Genomic DNA, 20,773 nt, shown 5'->3' on the forward strand with positions numbered 1-20,773 from the left:
GATGAAACTGCTTATTGTTGAAGATGATATGCTGTTACAGGAAGGGCTGGCGCTAGCCCTTACTGCTGAGGGCTATACTCTTGACTGCGCGGCTACAGCGGCAGAAGCGGATGGCTTGATCCAGAGTGGTGAGTACAGCCTGGTGATCCTTGACCTTGGTCTGCCGGATAAAGACGGGGCAACGCTGCTTAGCCAGTGGCGTCGTCGGGGCATCTCTAATCCCGTGCTGATCCTCACCGCACGCGATGCGCTGGCGGATCGCATCAATGGGCTTGATTCAGGCGCTGATGACTACCTAGTTAAGCCTTTTGCCCTGGCAGAGCTGCAAGCTCGCGTTCGGGCGCTGATTCGTCGCTATCAGGGACACAGCGATAATTTGCTGAGCGATGGCGATCTCACCCTCAATTTGCAAACGCAGCAGGTATTGCAGCAGACGCTACCGGTTGAGGTGACGCCGAAGGAGTTTGCCCTGCTCACTCGCCTCATTATGCGCAGCGGGCAAACCGTGCACCGAGAAACCCTGCAGCAGGATATCTACTCCTGGCAGGATGATCCCGGATCTAACACCCTTGAAGTTCATATCCATAATTTGCGACGCAAACTCGGTAAAGATCGTATTAAAACCGTCCGCGGCGTCGGCTATCGACTGGAAAGCCAAAAATGAACAGTATGCGCCGTCGGCTGATGGTGTTGCTTGCTATTATTTTACTCTTTTTTCAACTGATTAGCGTCGTCTGGCTCTGGCATGAAAGCCGGGAGCAGATCGGCTTTTTAGTCAATGAAACCTTGTCAGCGAAATCGCGAAACCAGCACGTTGAGAAGGAGATCCATGAAGCGATCGCTTCTTTGCTGGTTCCCTCGCTGGTGATGATTGGCTTTACCCTGCTTTTCTCGTTCTGGGCAATCACCTGGATTACCCGTCCACTTAATCAGTTGCGTACCAGCCTGGCAAACCGTTCTGCCGACAATCTCACGCCGCTGCCAGTCTATTCCGACATGCTGGAGATCAGTGCCGTAACCCGCACGCTAAACCAGCTGCTGGCTCGTCTTGACCATACTCTGCAGCAGGAGCGCTTATTCACCGCTGACGCCGCACACGAGCTGCGAACGCCGCTGGCTGGCATTCGTCTGCATCTGGAGTTAATGGCGAAGTCTGGCACGCCTCAGGCGGAGCCATTGATTACACGTATTGACCAGTTGATGCACACGGTAGAGCAACTCTTAATGCTGGCCCGTGCGGGACAGGCGATGGCGAGTGGTCACTATCAGACGCTGAGCTGGAGCGACACGATATTTGCGCCTTTGGCGCTGGAACATGATGCTAAAGAGCACAGGCTTATCTGGCCCCCGCAAAGTCCCCTCGTGGCCGAGGGTGATGCCATCCTGCTGCGCCTGATGCTGCGTAATCTGCTGGAGAACGCCGTTCGTTACAGCCCAAAAGGCACCGTAATCGAGGTGAAATTAGAAGAGACGGGCGACGGGACGAGAGTCAGCGTACTTGACCAGGGGCCGGGTATTGATGAGGCGCATCGACAGTCTATTACTGAGCCGTTCCGCCGTATTGATCAACGTTATGGCGGCAGTGGTCTGGGGCTGAGTATCGTTCAACGTATTCTGCAACTCCATCGCGGCACCCTGCATCTGGAGAATCGTCCTGAAGGCGGGCTAATAGTGAGCTGCTGGCTCCCTGCAAAACTGAGATAAAAAAAACCCCCTTGATAAGGGGGTCACAGACGGTCTTAACGTTTGTAGATGAATTCGACGCCTTCTTCGTCATCTTCATCCCAGTCGTCATCCCAGTCTTCGTCATCTTCGATATCTTCTTGCTGCTCTTCGAGTTGCTGACGATGATAATCGTCCCACATGAACTCGACTTTCTCGGGCTGTTTCGCCTCTTCTGCCTGAGCGATCGGGTTCTCGATGATAAAGGTCATCACATCCCAGCAGAGATCTTTAACGCCAACCTGGCTTGCCGCAGAGATCAGATAGTATTTATCTTCCCAGCCCATCGCGTCGGCAATCGCTTTCGCCTTCGCTTCGGCCTCGGCTTTGTCCATCAGGTCGATCTTGTTAAAGACCAGCCAGCGCGGTTTCGCCGCCAGCTTGTCGCTGTATTTTTCCAGCTCACCGATGATGATACGGGCGTTTTCAACCGGATCAGAACCGTCGATAGGATCGATATCGATCAGGTGAAGCAGGACGCGGCAACGCTCGAGGTGCTTCAGGAAGCGAATACCCAGACCCGCACCTTCGGCAGCACCTTCGATCAGGCCAGGAATATCAGCCACAACGAAGCTCTTCTCGTTATCCATACGAACCACGCCCAGGCTTGGCACCAGCGTGGTAAACGGATAATCAGCTACTTTCGGCTTGGCAGCAGAGACGGCGCGGATAAAGGTCGATTTACCGGCGTTCGGCATGCCCAGCATCCCCACGTCGGCCAGCAGCATCAGCTCCAGCTGCAGATCGCGCTTATCGCCCGGCGTCCCCATCGTTTTCTGACGAGGTGTACGGTTCACAGAGGACTTGAAGCGGGTGTTGCCCAGGCCGTGCCAGCCACCTTTAGCGACCATCAGGCGCTGACCATGCTTCGTCATGTCACCCATGGTTTCGCCGGTGCCCTGATCGATGACGCGCGTCCCTACCGGCACTTTAATGCTTACGTCTTTCCCGCGTTTACCGGTGCAGTCACGGCTCTGGCCATTCTGGCCACGTTCCGCACGGAAAGATTTCTCGAAACGGTAGTCGATCAGCGTGTTGAGGTTTTCATCCGCCTCCAGCCACACATCGCCGCCATCCCCGCCATCGCCGCCGTCCGGGCCGCCGCGTGGAATGTATTTTTCACGGCGGAAGCTTACGCAACCATTACCGCCATCACCTGCAACAACCAGGATCGTTGCTTCATCAACAAACTTCATTTTACTCTCCGTAACTCATTCGCCTGAGCGGGGCATGACTACAACCGCTTCATTTTTGCGCCAACGTCCCCAAAGACGATGACCAATGGCGGAATACATCGCGCCCGCAACCACGACAAACGCACCGAGATAACCCAGAAGGTTTAACATCGGTTTGACGAAGAAATCGGGCCAGGCCACTGATAACAAATCTGAAAATAATAGCGTAAACAGCGGGGTAAGCGTGATTAAGGCGCTCACCTGTGCTGCTTGCCAGCGCGCCATCGCCTCAGCGAGCGCACCATAACCCACCAACGTGTTCAGACCACAAAAGATCAGACACGCCAGTTGCCAGTCGCTCAACTGAGCAATGACGCCCGGCTTCGCAAGTGGCAGCAATGCAATAGTACATAAAGTGTACAGCAAAAAGAGGATCTGCTGTGACGCCAGACGCCGCAATAACACCTTTTGCGCGACGCCATAACTCACCCAGACCATCGCTGCACCTACCCCAAAAATCACACCCCATGTGTAATCCGTCAGGCGGGTGAAAATCTCAACCAGACTGGTGTTAAAGAACATCACCAGCCCACACAACAGCATACATGCCCCAATAATTTGGGTGCCACGCATCTTCTCTTTGAGAATAAACACGCTGGCTACCATCATGCCCACAGGGGAAAGCTGACCAATCACCTGCGATGCCGTAGGGCTTAAATATTGCAGGGAAGAGCTGAACAGGATGAAGTTACCGAATAACCCCCCCGTCGCGATAGCCAGTAACACCAGCCAGCGCGGACTACGGAAGAGCCGTAGTGGTGGGAGCTTGCCTCTTATCGCGAGGATCGCACCAAGGCCAATACTTGCCATCAGGAAGCGATAAAACACCACGGTGGGCGGCTCCATCACCTCCAGAACCTGCTTCATTGCGATTGGCAGTGCACCCCAGCACATTGCGGTAGTGAGCGCCAAAAGAATACCAATGCCGGCCTGCTGCTTCATGCCCGTTTTCCCTACAGAAAAAATTGCCGGGTTTCCAATGTAAAAAGCCCCGCAACAGGTTGCGGGGCTTTAATCCGTTACCGGACCGAGAAAACCTTACTCAGCAACGATGCTGATGTATTTACGGTTGTTCGGGCCTTTAACTTCAAATTTCACTTTACCGTCTGCTTTAGCAAACAGAGTGTGGTCACGACCGCAACCTACGTTGTTACCAGCGTGGAATTTGGTGCCACGCTGACGAACGATGATGCTACCCGCCAGTACAGTTTCGCCACCGAAACGCTTAACGCCCAGGCGTTTAGCTTCTGAATCGCGACCGTTACGTGTGGAGCCGCCAGCCTTTTTATGTGCCATTTAAATCTCTCCTCAGGTCTTAGGCGCTGATGCCAGTAATTTTCACATCAGTGAACCACTGACGGTGGCCCTGCTGCTTACGGTAGTGTTTACGACGACGAAACTTAACGATTTTAACTTTCTCGCCACGACCGTGTGCAACAACTTCAGCTTTGATAACGCCGCCATCAACGAAAGGAACGCCGATTTTGACTTCTTCACCGTTTGCGATCATCAGAACTTCTGCGAACTCAACAGATTCGCCAGTTGCGATGTCCAGCTTTTCCAGGCGAACGGTCTGACCTTCGCTTACTCGGTGTTGTTTACCACCACTTTGGAAAACCGCGTACATATAAACTCCGCTTCCGCGCACATCCTCGTATGATTCAGAGTGCGCTATAAATATTCACAATAGGGCGCGAATATTACGCAAAACGCGAGCCTTTGACAAGTGCTACCGTCAATACATGAAGAAAAAAAACACAACACGTACGGCAACGTTTATCTGAGGCGTTTTTTCAGTACAATCGGCGCTACTATTGATTAACCGAACCCTTTGTTAACCCATTTAAAATGGGGCCTACAGGACTAAAAGCCCGGCTTTTACGATGAATTTAGAAAAAATCAATGAGTTAACCGCGCAGGATATGGCGGGTGTGAATGCAGCAATCCTGGAACAGCTCAACTCTGATGTTCAGCTTATCAATCAGTTGGGTTACTACATCGTCAGCGGAGGCGGGAAACGCATCCGTCCAATGATCGCTGTGCTTGCCGCGCGCGCGGTGGGCTATCAGGAAAATGCGCACGTTACGATTGCAGCCCTGATCGAATTTATCCATACCGCAACGTTGCTCCACGACGATGTGGTGGATGAATCGGACATGCGCCGGGGTAAAGCCACCGCGAACGCCGCGTTTGGCAATGCCGCCAGCGTTCTGGTCGGCGATTTTATTTACACACGTGCGTTCCAGATGATGACGAGTCTGGGATCCTTAAAGATCCTGGAGGTGATGTCTAAAGCCGTTAACGTCATCGCCGAAGGTGAAGTGTTGCAGCTGATGAACGTCAACGATCCGGACATCACCGAAGAGAACTACATGCGCGTCATCTACAGCAAGACGGCACGTCTGTTCGAAGCGGCGGCACAGTGCTCGGGTATTCTTGGCGGCTGCTCTGAGGCGCAAGAAAAGGGTCTGCAAGACTACGGGCGTTACCTGGGTACGGCTTTCCAGCTGATTGACGATCTGCTCGACTACAGCGCCGATGGCGAAACGCTGGGTAAAAACGTGGGTGATGACCTGAACGAAGGCAAACCGACACTACCCTTGCTGCATGCCATGCGTAACGGTACGCCTGAACAAGCGAAGCAGATCCGTGATGCGATCGAACAGGGTAATGGCCGACACCTTCTGGAACCCGTGCTGGAAACAATGGCAGCTTGCGGCTCTCTGGAATGGACGCGTCAGCGCGCCGAAGAGGAAGCAGACAAAGCGATCGCTGCCCTTCAGGTTCTGCCTGAAAGCCCTTGGCGTGAGGCGCTTATTGGCCTGGCGCACATTGCGGTACAACGCGATCGTTGATCTGAATAAGAACTCTCGATTCGGAAAAAGAGAGTTCTTATAAGCTCCAATTTTATCCATAACGTTGTTAATGAATTCGCTTACAACCCGCATGAATAAAGGATTGGCATAATCTGAATGTCACTCCGCATGCCGCGAACTTTTTAGAACCGCTGTTCGAAGAAGGTATAGTAACAACGTCATTTAACTCGAAATGACGTGGACGCACCTGAACAGAGGGACAGCAACATGGATAAGAAATTTATCGACTGGCATCCGGCCGATATTATTGCCGCGCTGCGTAAAAAAGGAACTTCACTGGCTGCGGAGTCTCGCCGTAATGGTCTTAGCTCATCCACTTTAGCTAACGCGTTAACGCGCTCATGGCCGAAAGGTGAGTTGATCATTGCCACTGCACTGGGCACCGATCCCTGGGTGATATGGCCATCGCGTTATCACGATCCCATAACCCACGAATTTGTTGACAGAACGCGGTTGATGCGGCGGAAAAGAGAAGAGAGAAAGCGCCAGGAGTGACGCTTTTTTAGCAGGAATAGCAACCCCCCGGTCTGAAAGGCAGGGGGCTGCCAGGCACGATTACTCGCCCTTCACACGCTCGATATTGGCACCCAGCGCGCGCAGTTTATCTTCGATACGTTCGTAACCGCGATCGATGTGATAAATACGATCGACAATCGTTGTACCTTCGGCAATACAACCCGCCAGCACAAGACTCGCTGACGCGCGCAGATCGGTCGCCATCACCTGTGCGCCAGACAGTGTTTCAACGCCATGGCAAATAACGGTATTGCTTTCGATTTCCGCGTGTGCGCCCATACGGATAAGTTCCGGTACGTGCATGAAGCGGTTCTCAAAGATGGTTTCAGTGATGAAGCCGGTTCCTTCCGCCACGAGGTTCAGCAGAGTGAACTGTGCCTGCATATCGGTCGGGAATGCCGGATGAGGCGCGGTACGGACGTTTACCGCTTTTGGACGGTTGCCGTGCATATCCAGGCTGATCCAGTCTTCACCGATCTCGATATCGGCCCCTGCGTCACGCAGTTTAGCCAGTACGGCATCCAGGGTGTCGGGCTGTGCATTGCGGCAGACAATTTTGCCGCCTGAAATCGCGGCAGCAATCAGGAAAGTACCGGTTTCGATACGGTCAGGCAGTACGCGGTAAACGCCGCCACCCAGACGCTCAACGCCTTCGATGGTGATGCGATCGGTACCCTGGCCGGTGATCTTCGCGCCAAGCGCGACCAGGAAGTTTGCGGTATCCACAATTTCCGGCTCGCGTGCGGCGTTCTCGATAACCGTGGTGCCTTCTGCCAGCGTGGCGGCAGACATAATGGTTACCGTGGCGCCAACGCTCACTTTGTCCATGACAATGTGCGCGCCTTTCAGACGGCCATTAACAGAGGCTTTTACGTAACCCTCTTCCAGTTTGATATCTGCGCCCAGTTTTTCCAGGCCGTAGATGTGCAGATCAACCGGACGCGCGCCGATAGCACAGCCGCCAGGCAGTGAGACCTGCCCCTGACCAAAACGCGCCACCAGTGGACCCAGGGCCCAGATAGAGGCACGCATGGTTTTTACCAGATCGTAAGGCGCAGAGAAGTTGTTCACGTTGCTGGCATCGATCCACACGGATCCGTTGCGCTCCACCTTCGTACCGAGCTGAGTCAGCAGCTTCATAGTGGTGTCGATGTCTTTCAATTTTGGTACGTTCTGGATCTCTACCGGCTCTTCCGCAAGCAGTGCGGCGAAGAGGATTGGCAGCGCGGCGTTTTTGGCGCCGGAGATTGTCACTTCGCCCTGGAGACGCGTCGGCCCCTGTACACGAAATTTGTCCATTATTTGCTCTCTGTATGAATTCAACCGTGCTGCTGGCTAATCGCCCTCAGCTCAAAAACCGTTTAGTTTGCGATCGCGAGCCCACTCTTGTGGGGTAAACGCCTTAATCGACAGGGCATGGATACGATTATCCGCGATATATTCCATCAGCGGCGCATAAACAGCCTGCTGTTTCTTCACGCGGCTCATGCCGTCAAAAATCTCACCCACAGCAATAACCTGGAAGTGACTGCCATCGCCGGAGACGTGGGCTTCCTGAAGGGAGAGTGCATTCATCAGCACTGCCTGGATTTCATTATTTTCCATGGGTTCTATATCATCTGGTAGTGAAAACAAGCCCAACATCTTAGAGCAAAGTGGCGCTGTCTTAAACAAGCAAAAAGCCCCGACAATGAAACTGTCGAGGCTTTTGATAGTAACGTACTGAAAAAATTAGCGAGGCAAAACGTCTTGCGGCAGATTATAGAGCTGAGCCAGCGTGATGACGTTATCGCTGATGCCTGCCAGAGAGACCTGTAGCCCCTGCTTCTTACCGGCAGCGACAAGATGTGCCAGCAGTGCGACGCCGGCCGTATCCACGCGAGAGATCCCGCCAAGATCGATGCAGGTCACCCCTTGCATCGCCTGGTCGCGCGCATCCCACAGAGGATTCAGATAATCCTGATCCAGCTCGCCTGATAGCAACAGCTTTTCGCCATCACGGATCCAGCTGAGTGGCTGCGTCATTATTTTTTCTCGTCCAGGGTAATTTTCTGGCGAGAGATGGATTGCAGCTGAGCAGTCAGGCCGTCAATACCTTTGGTACGCAGCAGGTCGCTCCACTCGTTCTGCTTGGTGGTAATCATGCTAACGCCTTCAGCGATCATGTCATAGGCCTGCCAGTTGCCCGTCTGGCTATTTTTACGCCACTGGAAATCCAGGCGTACCGGCGGACGGCCGTTCGGATCGATAATGGTTACGCGAATCGGCACGATAGTGGCATCACCCAGCGGCTGCTCAGGGGCGATCTGGTAAGTCTGGCCGTGATACATCGCCAATGCCTGACCGTATGCCTGCTTCAGATATTCACGAAACGCAGCAAAGTAGGCGTCACGCTGCGCTGGGGTGGCGTCTTTGTAGTAGCGGCCCAGAACCAGCGCACCGGCATACTTAATCTGTACGTATGGCAGCAGTTCTTGATCGACGATATCACGCAGATAATCCGGGTTAGAGCGAATTTTAGGTTGTTCGTTTTTAAGGCGATCGAAGGTTTTCTTGGCCGCCTCATTCATCTGTTGGTAAGGGTTAGCCTGACCAGCCGCATTTGCCGCTGTGAGTGGGGCAATCATCAGCATGGCAACCATTAACAGTCGTTTAATCATGAATTACTTCTCCTGAGATGAATTCGTCGTGCCAGTAGGTGGCGTGACATCTGATTCTGCGGGCGCTTCAGCAGATTTGTTCTCGTCACCTCCCTTACTGTTGTAAAGGAACTGACCAATCATATCCTCAAGTACCATGGCTGACTTGGTATCCTGAATAACGCCGCCATCTTTAAGAATAGTCGTTCCCAGTTCAGGGTCTTCAAAACCGACATTCAGCGCCAGATATTGCTCGCCGAGCAGGCCAGAGGTACGAATGGAGAGCGAGCTGGTATCCGGAATGTGGTTGTAGCGCTCTTCGATATCCAGCGCCACGCGAGGCAGATAGGTTTTCTCGTCCAGCGAGATATCCGCTACCCGCCCAATCACCACGCCGCCGATGCGCACCGGCGAACGTGCCTTCAGGCCGCCAATATTATCGAAGGTGGCATAAATTCGGTACGTAGGCTCGGTACGAACAGAGGTGATATCTGCCGCTCTCAGGCAAATAAACAAGGCCGCCAGCAGCGCCAGCAAAACAAAGATACCAACCCAAATTTCACTTTTTCTCGTTTGCATGAACTCAATTCCCAAACATCAGTGCGGTGAGCACAAAATCCAGACCCAATACGGCCAGCGACGAATGCACGACAGTACGTGTTGTTGCGCGGCTGATCCCTGCAGACGTCGGGATAGCATCGTAACCGTTAAATAAGGCAATCCAGGTAACGGTGATGGCAAACACAATGCTTTTTATCAGGCAGTTCACCAAATCCATTCGCAGATCGATAGCATCCTGCATAGCAGACCAGAAGAAGCCGGCATCGATGCCCTTCCACTGCACGCCCACCAGCGAACCACCCCAAATGCCCACCGCGACGAAGAGAATGGTCAGCAGCGGCAGAGAGATTACCCCAGCCCAAAAGCGCGGTGAAATCACCCGACGCAGAGGGTCGACCGCCATCATCTCCATACTGGAAAGCTGCTCGGTCGCGCGCATCAAACCAATCTCCGCCGTGAGCGCAGAACCCGCCCGCCCCGCAAAGAGCAGCGCGGCCACTACCGGCCCAAGTTCACGCAGCAATGAAAGCGACACCAGCATACCGAGGCTGGTTTCTGCACTATAGGTGGTCAGGACCAGATATCCCTGCAACCCCAGCACCATTCCAATGAACACTCCCGAAACGATGATGATAACCATCGACAGTACGCCAACATTATAGAGCTGACGTATCAGTAGCGGGGTGTGTTTACGGAACTCCGGTTTGCCGACCAGCGCATTGAATAACATCAATCCGGCACGCCCGAACGTCCTGACGGTTTTTATGCCGTGGTGTCCTAAAGCGGCCAACGCATTTAACAGCATGAGCGGCTTAACTCCCTATTCCTAATAAATCTTGATGATAATCATCCGCCGGATAACGGAACGGAACCGGCCCATCAGCAATACCGTAGAGGAACTGGCGCACGCGCGCGTCGTCGTTCTCTTTCAGGGACTGCGCACTGCCGTGAGCGACGATCTTTTTATCGGCCACGATATAGGCATAGTCAGCGATGCTCAGTACTTCCGGAACATCGTGCGACACCACAATACAGGTCACGCCGAGCGCACTGTTCAGTTCCGAGATCAGTTTAACCAGCACTCCCATGGTGATGGGATCCTGCCCGACAAAAGGTTCGTCGAACATAATCAGATCCGGTTCAAGGGCAATGGCACGGGCAAGCGCTGCCCTGCGCGCCATCCCGCCAGAGAGCTCAGAAGGCATTAACTTTGCCGCCCCGCGTAGCCCCACGGCCTCGAGTTTCATCATTACCGTGCTTTTCAGCAGCGGCGCGGGCAGACGTGTGTGTTCACGCAGCGGATAAGCCACGTTATCGAAGACGTTAAGATCGGTAAAAAGCGCCCCCGACTGGAAAAGCATGCTCATGCGTTTACGCACGGTATAGAGGCGTGAACGTGACATGGCTGAAACGTTTTCGCCATCGAAAAGGATCTCGCCGCTGTCCGGGGGGATCTGGCCGCCGATCAGGCGCAGCAGCGTGGTTTTACCAATGCCAGAAGGCCCCATGATGGCGGTGATCTTGCCGCGCGGCACGGTCAGAGAAATATTGTCAAAAATGACCCGGTCGCTGCGCGTAAAACTTACGCCGCGAACATCGACTAAATTCGCCCCGTTCAGGCTCATGTATATTTCCTTTCTATTGCCGGCTCAGGATAAGCATGATGCTTGATTCAGCTCCAAACCCAGCATTTTTACAGAATATTTCACACTGAGGTAAGCGAAAGCTGGCATTTGTTTTACTTTTACGGCGCATAAAGTCAAAATTAAGAATTCGTTACGTCTACAGACTGTATGCAGCCAGAGATTTTCTCTCAGTGGACCGGCGAGTATACCTGAAGAAAGGACTTTTGATGCTTCTCGCAACAGCACTGTTAATAATTGGTTTACTTTTGGTCGTCTACAGTGCCGATCGTCTGGTGTTTTCAGCATCAATACTCTGTCGTCTCTTTGGCATTCCCCCTTTGATTATTGGCATGACGGTGGTCAGCGTTGGCACCTCCCTTCCTGAGATCATCGTGTCGGTCGCCGCTTCGATGCATGACCAGTTGGATCTCGCCGTCGGTACCGCCATTGGCTCCAATATCGTCAATATATTATTGATATTAGGGCTTGCCGCACTGTTGCACCCATTTCGCGTGCATTCTGATGTTCTGCGCCGCGAATTGCCGCTAATGTTGATCGTAAGTCTGTTGGCAGGCTGCGTATTGTACGACGGGCAGTTGACGATGAGCGATGGCATATTCCTGCTGGCGCTGGCGACGGTCTGGCTGCTTTACATTGTTAAGCTCGCCCGCGCCGCAGAAAAACAGGGCAATGATAGCCTGACCCGAGAACAGATGGCGGAGCTACCGCGCGAAGGCACGCTGCCCGTGGCGCTACTCTGGCTGGGGATCGCTTTGATCATCATGCCCATGGCGACGCGGATGATCGTCGATAACGCTACGGTATTGGCAAACTACTTTGCCATGAGCGAGCTCACCATCGGCCTGACGGTTATCGCCATTGGTACCAGTCTGCCCGAACTGGCAACCGCCATCGCGGGAGCGCGTAAAGGCGAGGACGATATCGCCATTGGTAACATCATCGGTTCGAACATTTTCAATATCGCGATTGTGCTCGGCCTGCCAGCGTTGCTCTCACCTGGCGTATTCAACCCGCTGGCGTTCTCGCGAGATTACGGGGTGATGGTGCTGGTCAGCGCCATCTTTGCCCTACTCTGCTGGCGCCGCAAACGGCAGATTGGTAAAGGCGCAGGCGCGCTACTGACCGCGGGTTTTATCGTATGGATGGCGATGCTGTACTGGCTCTCGCCTCTTCTCTCTGGGTAAACGGATACGGATTATGTCGCACATAGAATTGCAGCCGGACTTTGACTTTCAGAAAGCAGGAAAAGCGGTTCTGGAGATTGAACGTGAAGGTCTGGCGCAGTTAGACCAATACATTAATCAGGATTTTACGCTGGCGTGCGAAATGCTGTTTCGCTGTAGCGGCAAAGTCGTGGTAATGGGGATGGGTAAATCAGGTCATATCGGCCGCAAAATGGCGGCAACCTTTGCCAGCACCGGGACAACGGCCTTTTTCGTCCACCCAGGCGAAGCCGCTCACGGCGATCTCGGTATGGTCACGCCGCAGGATGTGGTTATTGCCTTATCCAACTCAGGTGAATCTAACGAAATTCTGGCGCTGATCCCGGTCCTAAAGCGGCTGCAGGTTAAGCTTATCTGCGTTACCAGCCGCCCCGAGAGCAGCATGGCGCGCGCCGCAGATGTGCACCTGTGCGTGAAAGTCCCTAAAGAGGCCTGCCCGCTGGGTCTGGCTCCCACATCCAGCACCACCGCGGTACTGGTGATGGGCGACGCCCTTGCCGTCGCGCTGCTTGAGGCCCGCGGTTTTACGGCAGAAGATTTCGCCCTCTCCCACCCTGGCGGTGCGCTTGGACGCAAATTGCTATTACGCGTCAACGACATCATGCATACTGGCGAGGAAATTCCGCACGTCAGTAAAGACGCTCCCTTACGTGATGCGTTACTGGAAATCACCCGTAAAAACCTGGGCATGACGGTCATCTGTGATGAGACGATGAAGATCGAAGGTATCTTCACCGACGGGGACCTGCGCCGGGTATTTGATATGGGCGTCGATGTTCGTACGCTGGGTATCGCCGATGTGATGACCAGCGGCGGAATTCGCGTGCGTCCGGGGACGCTGGCGGTCGATGCACTCAACCTGATGCAGTCCCGCCATATTACCGCGGTCATGGTTGCCGATGGCGACCAGTTGCTGGGTGTGGTACATATGCATGATCTTCTGCGCGCAGGCGTAGTGTAATGAAGGATAAGACAATGAGTAATGCGGGTGCTTCGCTTGCAACCTGTTACGGCCAGGTCAGTTCACAAATGATGGCGCAAGCGGAAAAGATTCGTTTGCTGATTCTGGACGTGGACGGCGTCCTCTCCGACGGCCTGATCTATATGGGCAATAACGGCGAGGAGCTTAAGGCCTTTAATGTGCGTGATGGCTACGGCATTCGCTGCGCACTGACTTCTGGCATAGAAGTTGCCATTATCACCGGCCGGAAGGCTAAACTAGTAGAAGACCGTTGCGACACGTTGGGCATTACCCATCTTTATCAGGGACAATCCGATAAGAGGGTCGCTTTCAGGGATTTGCTGGATAAACTGGCTATTGCCCCAGAAAACGTAGCCTATGTAGGCGACGATCTGATTGACTGGCCAGTAATGGCTGAAGTGGGACTGAGCATTGCCGTTGCCGATGCGCATCCGCTTTTACTCCCCCGCGCTGACTATGTCACCCGGATCAACGGTGGGCGGGGCGCGGTTCGTGAGGTGTGCGATCTCCTGTTACTGGCGCAAGGCAAGCTTGATGAGGCCAAAGGGCAATCGATATGAGTAAAACCAGACGTTGGGTTATTATTCTGCTTTCGCTGTTGGCACTGGTACTGATTGGCGTGAATCTTGCCGATCGGGATGACACCGAAGCGCCGACGGTGAACACGAGCGATCCAACCTATAAAAGCGATCAAAGCAATACCGTGGTTTATAGCCCGGAAGGCGCACTGAATTATCGCCTTATCGCCCAGCACGTTGAATATTTCTCTGAGCAGGGTGATTCGTGGTTTACCCAGCCGGTGCTGACCACGTTTGACAAAGATAAAGTTCAGACATGGTCCATCAAATCAGATCGGGCAAAACTGACGAATGACCGTATGCTTTATCTTTATGGCCATGTGGAAGTGAATGCGCTGACCCCTGATGCGCAATTGCGCAAAATCACCACTGACAACGCACAGATCAACCTGGTCACCCAGGATGTCACATCCCAGGATCTGGTCACTTTATACGGCACAACATTTAATTCCAGCGGCCTCAGAATGCGCGGGAACTTACGCAGCAAGAACGCAGAGCTGATTGAAAAGGTTAGAACCTCCTATGAAATTCAAAACAAACAAACTCAGCCTTAATTTCGTCATCGCCAGCGCACTGCTGGCCGCCAGTCTGCCTGCGCTTGCTGTGACAGGTGATACCGAGCAGCCGATTCATATCGAGTCAGACACCCAGTCTCTTGATATGCAGGGCAATGTGGTGACGTTCACTGGCAATGTGGTGGTGACTCAGGGCACCATCAAAATCAATGCAGACAAAGTCGTCGTGACCCGTCCGGGTGGCGAAGATGGTAAAGAGATTATCGATGGTTACGGCAATCCGGCCACCTTCTACCAGATGCAGGACAATGGCAAACCGGTAAAAGGCCACGCCTCGCACATGCACTATGAGCTGGCAAAAGATTTTGTCGTGCTCACTGGCAACGCGTTCCTGGAGCAGCTGGACAGTAATATCACCGGCGACAAGATCACCTACCTGGTGAAAGAGCAGAAAATGCAGGCCTTCAGTGAAAAAGGCAAACGCGTCACCACCGTACTTGTTCCGTCGCAGCTGCAGGACAAAAACAGCAATCAGGCTCCGGCACAGAAAAAGAGTAACTAATTCGTTATGGCAACATTAACTGCAAAGAATCTTGCGAAGGCCTATAAGGGCCGCCGCGTCGTGGAAGATGTCAGTCTGACCGTAAACTCTGGTGAGATCGTCGGGCTTCTGGGGCCGAACGGTGCGGGTAAAACCACCACTTTCTACATGGTGGTCGGTATTGTGCCGCGCGATGCAGGCAACATCATTATCGATGACGAAGACATCAGTCTGCTGCCACTGCACGCCCGTGCCCGTCGTGGTATCGGCTATCTGCCGCAGGAAGCGTCCATCTTCCGTCGCCTGAGCGTCTTCGACAACCTGATGGCCGTCTTGCAGATCCGTGACGATCTTACCGCCGAGCAGCGTGAAGATCGCGCTAACGAGCTGATGGAAGAGTTCCACATTGAACATCTGCGTGATAGCCTCGGTCAGGCGCTCTCGGGCGGCGAACGTCGTCGCGTTGAGATTGCCCGAGCGCTGGCTGCCAACCCAAAATTCATTCTTCTTGATGAACCCTTTGCGGGCGTTGACCCCATTTCCGTAATCGATATCAAACGCATTATCGAGCATCTGCGCGACAGCGGCCTCGGCGTATTGATAACGGACCATAACGTGCGCGAAACGCTGGCCGTCTGCGAACGTGCATACATTGTGAGCCAGGGGCATCTGATTGCTCATGGCACGCCGCAGGCGATCCTGGAAGACGAGCATGTTAAGCGCGTGTATCTTGGGGAAGACTTCAGACTCTGATAGGGTAAGAGGTACAACAACGCGTAACCGGAGAAAAATGCTCTGAATATGAAGCAAGGTTTGCAATTAAGGCTCAGCCAGCAGCTGGCAATGACGCCACAATTACAGCAGGCAATCCGCCTGTTGCAATTGTCTACGCTTGAACTGCAGCAGGAGCTCCAGCAAGCGCTGGAGAGCAATCCTCTGCTTGAGCAAACCGATCTTCACGATGAGGTAGACACCCAGCAGTCCCAGGACACCGAGGCACTTGATACCGCCGATGCCCTTGAGCAGAAAGAGATGCCCGACGAGCTGCCGCTGGATGTCAGCTGGGATGAGATCTACACCGCCGGCACCCCTTCCGGTAACCGCGTGGATTACCAGGACGATGAACTGCCGGTTTATCAGGGGGAAACGACCCAGTCACTGCAGGATTATCTGATGTGGCAGGTGGAGCTGACCCCGTTCTCCGATACCGATCGCGCCATCGCCACCTCTATCGTCGATGCTGTTGATGACACCGGTTATCTCACCGTAACGCTGGAAGATATTCTTGAAAGCATTGGCGATGCCGATATCGATCTGGAAGAGGTCGAAGCGGTTCTGAAGCGAGTTCAGCGCTTTGATCCCATTGGCGTAGCGGCGAGAGATTTACGTGACTGCCTGCTTATACAGCTGTCGCAGTTTGTGAAAGAGACGCCCTGGATCGAAGAGGCCAGACTGATCGTCAGCGATCATCTGGATCTACTGGCAAATCATGACTTCCGGGCCTTAATGCGGGTGACGCGGCTAAAAGAAGATGTGCTCAAGGCCGCCGTGAATCTGATTCAGTCACTGGATCCCCGTCCGGGTCAGTCGATCCAGACCAGCGAGCCCGAGTATGTTATCCCCGACGTGCTGGTGCGAAAACATAACGGTCTGTGGACCGTAGAACTTAACTCCGACAGCATTCCCCGCCTGCAAATTAACCAGCAATACGCCTCAATGTGCACCAGCTCGCGCAACGATTCCGATAACCAGTTTATTCGCAGTAATCTGCAGGAAGCGCGCTGGCTGATTAAAAGCCTTGAGAGCCGTAACGATACCCTGCTGCGCGTCAGCCGCTGTATCGTCGAGCAACAGCAGGCCTTTTTCGAACGGGGCGAAGAGTACATGAAACCGATGGTGCTGGCGGATATCGCCCAGGCCGTCGAAATGCACGAATCCACGATTTCCCGCGTCACTACGCAGAAGTATCTGCATAGCCCACGCGGTATTTTTGAGCTTAAGTATTTCTTCTCTAGCCATGTTAATACCGAGGGCGGCGGCGAAGCATCGTCGACAGCCATCCGTGCGCTGGTGAAGAAATTGATCGCCGCGGAAAACCCCGCGAAACCACTGAGTGACAGTAAGTTAACCACCATGCTGTCGGATCAAGGTATCATGGTGGCTCGCCGCACTGTTGCGAAGTATCGAGAGTCTTTATCCATTCCGCCGTCTAACCAGCGTAAGCAGCTGGTCTGACACAACCGATAAGGAAGACACTATGCAGCTCAACATCACTGGACATAACGTCGAAATTACCGAGGCGCTGCGCGAATTTTTGAATACAAAATTTGCCAAACTTGAACAGTATTTCGAGAGGATCAACCAGGTCTACATTGTGTTGAAAGTGGAGAAAGTGACTCATATCTCGGACGCCACCCTGCATGTCAACGGTGGCGAGCTCCATGCCAGTGCGGAAGGGCAGGACATGTATGCGGCTATCGACGGCTTGATTGATAAGCTGGCCCGACAGCTAAATAAACATAAAGATAAACTGAAACAACACTAATTGTCCGGGCAGTTAACGGATGCAGGCCGGCCTGTTGTGAAACACATCAGGCCCTTTGTATCGTTAGCGCTTAGGTGAAATTATGATAAATAACGATTCCGCTCTTCAACTGAGCAATGTCCTTAACCAGGAATGTACCCGCAGTGCCGTTCATTGCCAGAGCAAAAAACGTGCGCTGGAGATCATCAGCGAACTGGCGGCTAAACAGCTGGGCTTAGCGCCGCAAGTGGTGTTTGAAGCCATCCTGACCCGTGAGAAAATGGGCAGTACCGGTATCGGTAACGGCATCGCCATTCCGCATGGCAAGCTGGAAGAGGACACCCTGCGCGCCGTGGGCGTCTTTGTGCAGCTGGAAACGCCGATCGCCTTTGATGCCATCGACAATCAGCCTGTCGACCTGCTGTTTGCGCTGCTGGTTCCTGCCGATCAAACGAAAACCCATCTGCATACGCTGTCGCTGGTCGCCAGACGCCTGGCAGACAAAACCATTTGTCGCCGCCTGCGCGCTGCGCAGAGTGACGAAGAGCTTTATCAAATTATCACGGAAGCGGAAGGCAACCAGGATGATGCGTAATCGGGTAATGGCTATGACATTTGCTGTCCTGAGGAGAAAAGTTTCATGGTGCTGATGATCGTCAGCGGACGTTCCGGGTCGGGTAAATCCGTCGCCCTGCGTGCGCTGGAAGATATGGGCTTTTACTGCGTAGATAACCTGCCGGTGGTGCTGTTGCCCGACCTGGCACGAACGCTGGCAGACAGACAAATCTCGGCGGCCGTCAGTATCGACGTACGAAATATGCCGGAATCCCCGGAGATCTTCGAACAGGCCATGAGCAGCCTGCCGGAAGCGTTTTCCCCGCAGCTGCTCTTCCTTGATGCCGACCGCAATACGTTAATCCGTCGTTATAGCGACACCCGTCGTCTGCACCCCCTTTCCAGTAAGAATCTGTCGCTGGAAAGCGCTATTGATGAAGAGAGCGATCTACTGGAGCCGCTGCGTTCCCGCGCGGATCTGATCGTAGATACCTCTGAGATGTCAGTGCATGAGCTGGCCGAGATGCTGCGTACCCGCCTGCTGGGTAAACGCGAACGCGAGTTGACCATGGTGTTTGAGTCCTTTGGCTTCAAGCACGGTATCCCTATCGATGCCGACTACGTCTTTGACGTACGCTTCCTGCCAAACCCACACTGGGATCCTAAACTGCGCCCAATGACGGGTCTGGATAAGCCGGTAGCGGCCTTCCTTGATCGGCATACTGAAGTCCATAACTTTATCTACCAGACTCGTAGCTATCTTGAGCTATGGTTACCTATGCTGGAGACCAATAACCGCAGCTATCTGACTGTGGCGATTGGCTGTACGGGCGGTAAACACCGTTCGGTCTACATTGCCGAGCAACTGGCTGACTATTTCCGCTCTCGCGGTAAAAACGTTCAGTCGCGTCATCGCACGCTGGAAAAACGTAAAACATGACCGTAAAGCAGACCGTGGAAGTCACCAATAAGCTGGGAATGCACGCCCGCCCGGCCATGAAGCTATTTGAGCTGATGCAGGGCTTCGACGCAGAGGTTCTGCTACGTAACGACGAAGGTACCGAAGCGGAAGCGAACAGCGTGATTGCACTGCTAATGCTCGATTCCGCTAAGGGCCGCCAGATTGAAATTGAAGCGACGGGGCCTCAGGAAGAAGAGGCGCTGGCCGCGGTCATTGCGCTGTTTAACGCCGGGTTCGACGAAGATTAGTAGAGCTTGTGCGCCTGCATAAAGCCTTCGCCGCCTAACTGCCGCATCTGCCGCAGGATCCACGCCTGGCGGCTACGCACGTAACCCGTCGGTGCGCTGGCCTTAAAGCGAATTGGGTTTGGCAGAACGGCTGCGAGAAGCGCGGCTTCAGCGGGGCTTAGCTTACTGGCAGGTTTATGGAAATAGCGTTGAGACGCAGCCTCCACACCAAATACCCCCTCACCAAACTCGGCGATGTTGAGATACACCTTCAGGATCCGCTTCTTACTCCAGACGGTCTCCATACCTAGCGTCAGCCCGGCTTCCAGCCCTTTTCTCACCCAGCTGCGTCCATCCCACAAAAAGAGGTTTTTGGCCGTTTGCTGGGAAAGCGTCGATGCACCACGGATCCGGTTCTCATTGCGTTCGTTATGCGCCAACGCTTTTTCAATGGCGCCCATGTCAAACCCCCAGTGCTCCGGGAATTTCTGATCTTCAGCGGCTATCACTGCCAGCCCCATCCAGGGGGAGATCTCATCCATGCTCACCCAGTCGGAATGCGCCACATAGCTGAAGTTTCCCGCGAACCAGGCACTAAGCTGACGCTCTACCATTACCGCAGAAAATGGCACCGGTAGAATATTGAACAGCGCAATGCCGCCGCCCCAGAACACCGCCAGCACCAACACAATCCGCAGCAGCCAGCGCTTGAACATCTTCACAATCATTCCGTCAGCACCAGTACGCGTGCGACCAGTTTATCAATGCCCGCAGCGGCTTCGGCGATAGTCTGTGCCAACATATACGCAGGTGTGGTGACGATTTTGTTATCTTCATCGACAACGATATCTTCCACCGGGCAGGGAACATGTTCACCGCCCATCTCCTCGATCACCTCGGCAGTATCGATATCGGTGCCGATGGTCAGGCGCAGCGGGAAATCAAAAATCTTTGGCAGCAAGGCCGGTGCAATGCAGATAAAACCCAGGGGTTTGCCCTGCTGGTGCATCTGCTGCGCCAGCGCTTTCAGATCGTCATCAACTTCACACTGGCTTCCCTGCGCAGCAAAGTTGCTCAGGTTTTTTGCCGCACCGAATCCGCCAGGTACGATCAGCGCATCCAGCGCCTCTGCCTTCGCCATATTGAGCGGATGAATATCTCCACGGGCGATGCGCGCCGCTTCGATCAGCACGTTACGGCTGTCGGCCATCGCTTCGCCAGTCAGATGATTAATGACGTCGGACTGGACTTTATCTGGGGCAAAACAGATTGCCTGCGCACCTCCCCGGGACAACGCCAGGAGCGTAAGGACGGACTCGGTGATTTCAGCCCCGTCATAAACACCACAACCGCTAAGCACTACGCCAACTTTTTTCATCATGCCGATTCCTTATAGCAAGTGACTGAAGCTTATTAATAATTCTGATTAAAACGCTATGCTTCACATATTTCACTGATTCATGTAACAAAGT

28 protein-coding genes are annotated in these 20,773 nt (G+C 53.7%); 15 read left to right on the top strand and 13 right to left on the bottom strand.

The window, feature by feature from the left end; all coding sequences use genetic code 11:
* The first annotated feature begins 1 nt into the window (after position 1).
* Positions 2-664, top strand: coding sequence for a two-component system response regulator PmrA (gene pmrA, locus JZ655_RS18335; protein ID WP_046885782.1), 663 nt, complete (start codon positions 2-4; stop codon positions 662-664).
* Entirely contained in the window at positions 661-1,704 is a 1,044-nt protein-coding gene (gene pmrB / locus JZ655_RS18340) for a two-component system sensor histidine kinase PmrB (RefSeq protein ID WP_046885781.1), read from the top strand. Before pmrA ends, pmrB begins: the two co-directional genes overlap by 4 nt.
* Positions 1,705-1,739: 35 nt before the next feature.
* Here the strand turns inward: pmrB and cgtA are convergent, their stop codons facing one another.
* The 4 genes from cgtA to rplU all read right to left on the bottom strand — a co-directional run bounded on the left by cgtA (position 1,740) and on the right by rplU (position 4,584).
* Positions 1,740-2,918 carry an Obg family GTPase CgtA gene (gene cgtA, locus JZ655_RS18345; RefSeq protein WP_040073885.1) on the bottom strand — a complete coding sequence of 393 codons (1,179 nt, stop codon included), beginning with the start codon at positions 2,916-2,918 and terminating at the stop codon, positions 1,740-1,742.
* A gap of 15 nt (positions 2,919-2,933) precedes the next feature.
* Positions 2,934-3,899, bottom strand: coding sequence for a DMT family transporter (locus JZ655_RS18350; RefSeq protein ID WP_040073884.1), 966 nt, complete (start codon positions 3,897-3,899; stop codon positions 2,934-2,936).
* 96 nt (positions 3,900-3,995) lie between these two features.
* Positions 3,996-4,253: a 50S ribosomal protein L27 gene (rpmA, locus tag JZ655_RS18355; protein ID WP_007673187.1), complete on the bottom strand. Its 258-nt coding sequence runs from the start codon at positions 4,251-4,253 to the stop codon at positions 3,996-3,998.
* A 19-nt stretch (positions 4,254-4,272) separates the two neighbouring features.
* Complete coding sequence (gene rplU / locus JZ655_RS18360) at positions 4,273-4,584, bottom strand: 50S ribosomal protein L21 (protein ID WP_003025032.1); 312 nt, start codon at positions 4,582-4,584, stop codon at positions 4,273-4,275.
* Between the two features lie 256 nt (positions 4,585-4,840).
* On the opposite strand from rplU, the gene ispB reads away from it, so the two are divergent.
* Together ispB and sfsB are read left to right on the top strand one after the other, a co-directional pair.
* The gene (gene ispB, locus JZ655_RS18365) at positions 4,841-5,812 is read left to right on the top strand and encodes an octaprenyl diphosphate synthase (RefSeq protein WP_040073883.1); all 972 of its coding nucleotides are present in this window, start codon (positions 4,841-4,843) and stop codon (positions 5,810-5,812) included.
* Positions 5,813-6,040: 228 nt separating this feature from the next.
* Positions 6,041-6,328 carry a DNA-binding transcriptional regulator SfsB gene (gene sfsB, locus JZ655_RS18370; protein WP_040073882.1) on the top strand — a complete coding sequence of 96 codons (288 nt, stop codon included), beginning with the start codon at positions 6,041-6,043 and terminating at the stop codon, positions 6,326-6,328.
* 60 nt (positions 6,329-6,388) lie between these two features.
* On the opposite strand, the gene murA is transcribed toward sfsB, so the two are convergent.
* From murA to mlaF, 7 genes are all read right to left on the bottom strand, one after another.
* Positions 6,389-7,648 carry a UDP-N-acetylglucosamine 1-carboxyvinyltransferase gene (gene murA, locus JZ655_RS18375; protein WP_040073881.1) on the bottom strand — a complete coding sequence of 420 codons (1,260 nt, stop codon included), beginning with the start codon at positions 7,646-7,648 and terminating at the stop codon, positions 6,389-6,391.
* A 51-nt stretch (positions 7,649-7,699) separates the two neighbouring features.
* Positions 7,700-7,954, bottom strand: coding sequence for a BolA family iron metabolism protein IbaG (gene ibaG, locus JZ655_RS18380; protein WP_014071941.1), 255 nt, complete (start codon positions 7,952-7,954; stop codon positions 7,700-7,702).
* Between the two features lie 126 nt (positions 7,955-8,080).
* Positions 8,081-8,374: a lipid asymmetry maintenance protein MlaB gene (gene mlaB / locus JZ655_RS18385; RefSeq protein ID WP_040073880.1), complete on the bottom strand. Its 294-nt coding sequence runs from the start codon at positions 8,372-8,374 to the stop codon at positions 8,081-8,083.
* The gene (gene mlaC / locus JZ655_RS18390; protein WP_040073879.1) at positions 8,374-9,009 is read right to left on the bottom strand and encodes a phospholipid-binding protein MlaC; all 636 of its coding nucleotides are present in this window, start codon (positions 9,007-9,009) and stop codon (positions 8,374-8,376) included. Before mlaC ends, mlaB begins: the two co-directional genes overlap by 1 nt.
* 3 nt (positions 9,010-9,012) lie before the next feature.
* Positions 9,013-9,567, bottom strand: coding sequence for an outer membrane lipid asymmetry maintenance protein MlaD (gene mlaD, locus JZ655_RS18395; RefSeq protein ID WP_207292471.1), 555 nt, complete (start codon positions 9,565-9,567; stop codon positions 9,013-9,015).
* A 4-nt stretch (positions 9,568-9,571) separates the two neighbouring features.
* Positions 9,572-10,354 carry a lipid asymmetry maintenance ABC transporter permease subunit MlaE gene (mlaE, locus tag JZ655_RS18400; RefSeq protein ID WP_040073877.1) on the bottom strand — a complete coding sequence of 261 codons (783 nt, stop codon included), beginning with the start codon at positions 10,352-10,354 and terminating at the stop codon, positions 9,572-9,574.
* A 7-nt stretch (positions 10,355-10,361) separates the two neighbouring features.
* Entirely contained in the window at positions 10,362-11,174 is an 813-nt protein-coding gene (gene mlaF, locus JZ655_RS18405; RefSeq protein ID WP_040073876.1) for a phospholipid ABC transporter ATP-binding protein MlaF, read from the bottom strand.
* Between the two features lie 227 nt (positions 11,175-11,401).
* On the opposite strand from mlaF, the gene JZ655_RS18410 reads away from it, so the two are divergent.
* The 11 genes from JZ655_RS18410 (at position 11,402) to npr (ending at position 19,322) form a co-directional block, all read left to right on the top strand.
* Complete coding sequence (locus tag JZ655_RS18410; RefSeq protein ID WP_040073875.1) at positions 11,402-12,379, top strand: calcium/sodium antiporter; 978 nt, start codon at positions 11,402-11,404, stop codon at positions 12,377-12,379.
* A 13-nt stretch (positions 12,380-12,392) separates the two neighbouring features.
* Positions 12,393-13,379: an arabinose-5-phosphate isomerase KdsD gene (gene kdsD, locus JZ655_RS18415; protein WP_046885778.1), complete on the top strand. Its 987-nt coding sequence runs from the start codon at positions 12,393-12,395 to the stop codon at positions 13,377-13,379.
* A gap of 14 nt (positions 13,380-13,393) precedes the next feature.
* On the top strand, positions 13,394-13,960 hold the full coding sequence (gene kdsC / locus JZ655_RS18420) for a 3-deoxy-manno-octulosonate-8-phosphatase KdsC (RefSeq protein ID WP_207293878.1): 567 nt from the start codon (positions 13,394-13,396) through the stop codon (positions 13,958-13,960).
* A complete protein-coding gene (gene lptC, locus JZ655_RS18425) occupies positions 13,957-14,532 on the top strand; it encodes an LPS export ABC transporter periplasmic protein LptC (RefSeq protein ID WP_040073872.1) in 576 nt (191 codons plus the stop codon). The genes kdsC and lptC overlap by 4 nt, the downstream gene beginning before the upstream one ends.
* The gene (gene lptA, locus JZ655_RS18430) at positions 14,501-15,055 is read left to right on the top strand and encodes a lipopolysaccharide ABC transporter substrate-binding protein LptA (protein WP_040073871.1); all 555 of its coding nucleotides are present in this window, start codon (positions 14,501-14,503) and stop codon (positions 15,053-15,055) included. Before lptC ends, lptA begins: the two co-directional genes overlap by 32 nt.
* A 6-nt stretch (positions 15,056-15,061) precedes the next feature.
* The gene (lptB, locus tag JZ655_RS18435) at positions 15,062-15,787 is read left to right on the top strand and encodes an LPS export ABC transporter ATP-binding protein (protein ID WP_040073870.1); all 726 of its coding nucleotides are present in this window, start codon (positions 15,062-15,064) and stop codon (positions 15,785-15,787) included.
* A 48-nt stretch (positions 15,788-15,835) separates the two neighbouring features.
* The gene (gene rpoN / locus JZ655_RS18440) at positions 15,836-17,269 is read left to right on the top strand and encodes an RNA polymerase factor sigma-54 (protein WP_207292472.1); all 1,434 of its coding nucleotides are present in this window, start codon (positions 15,836-15,838) and stop codon (positions 17,267-17,269) included.
* Positions 17,270-17,291: 22 nt separating this feature from the next.
* Positions 17,292-17,579: a ribosome hibernation promoting factor gene (gene hpf, locus JZ655_RS18445; protein WP_010436063.1), complete on the top strand. Its 288-nt coding sequence runs from the start codon at positions 17,292-17,294 to the stop codon at positions 17,577-17,579.
* An 82-nt stretch (positions 17,580-17,661) separates the two neighbouring features.
* Positions 17,662-18,153 (top strand): PTS IIA-like nitrogen regulatory protein PtsN, encoded by a 492-nt coding sequence (ptsN, locus tag JZ655_RS18450; RefSeq protein WP_040073868.1) that lies wholly within the window; start codon positions 17,662-17,664, stop codon positions 18,151-18,153.
* A gap of 45 nt (positions 18,154-18,198) precedes the next feature.
* Positions 18,199-19,053, top strand: coding sequence for an RNase adapter RapZ (gene rapZ / locus JZ655_RS18455; RefSeq protein ID WP_040073867.1), 855 nt, complete (start codon positions 18,199-18,201; stop codon positions 19,051-19,053).
* Positions 19,050-19,322, top strand: coding sequence for a PTS phosphocarrier protein NPr (npr, locus tag JZ655_RS18460; protein WP_040073866.1), 273 nt, complete (start codon positions 19,050-19,052; stop codon positions 19,320-19,322). Before rapZ ends, npr begins: the two co-directional genes overlap by 4 nt.
* Here npr and mtgA read toward each other — a convergent pair.
* Positions 19,319-20,017 carry a monofunctional biosynthetic peptidoglycan transglycosylase gene (gene mtgA, locus JZ655_RS18465; RefSeq protein WP_242637320.1) on the bottom strand — a complete coding sequence of 233 codons (699 nt, stop codon included), beginning with the start codon at positions 20,015-20,017 and terminating at the stop codon, positions 19,319-19,321. The two genes, npr and mtgA, sit on opposite strands and share 4 nt — an antisense overlap.
* Before the next feature lie 8 nt (positions 20,018-20,025).
* On the bottom strand, positions 20,026-20,679 hold the full coding sequence (elbB, locus tag JZ655_RS18470) for an isoprenoid biosynthesis glyoxalase ElbB (protein WP_207293879.1): 654 nt from the start codon (positions 20,677-20,679) through the stop codon (positions 20,026-20,028).
* Positions 20,680-20,773 lie beyond the last annotated feature (94 nt).

The sequence above is a fragment of the Leclercia pneumoniae genome, assembly GCF_017348915.1.
In the GTDB taxonomy this organism is placed as follows: domain Bacteria; phylum Pseudomonadota; class Gammaproteobacteria; order Enterobacterales; family Enterobacteriaceae; genus Enterobacter; species Enterobacter pneumoniae.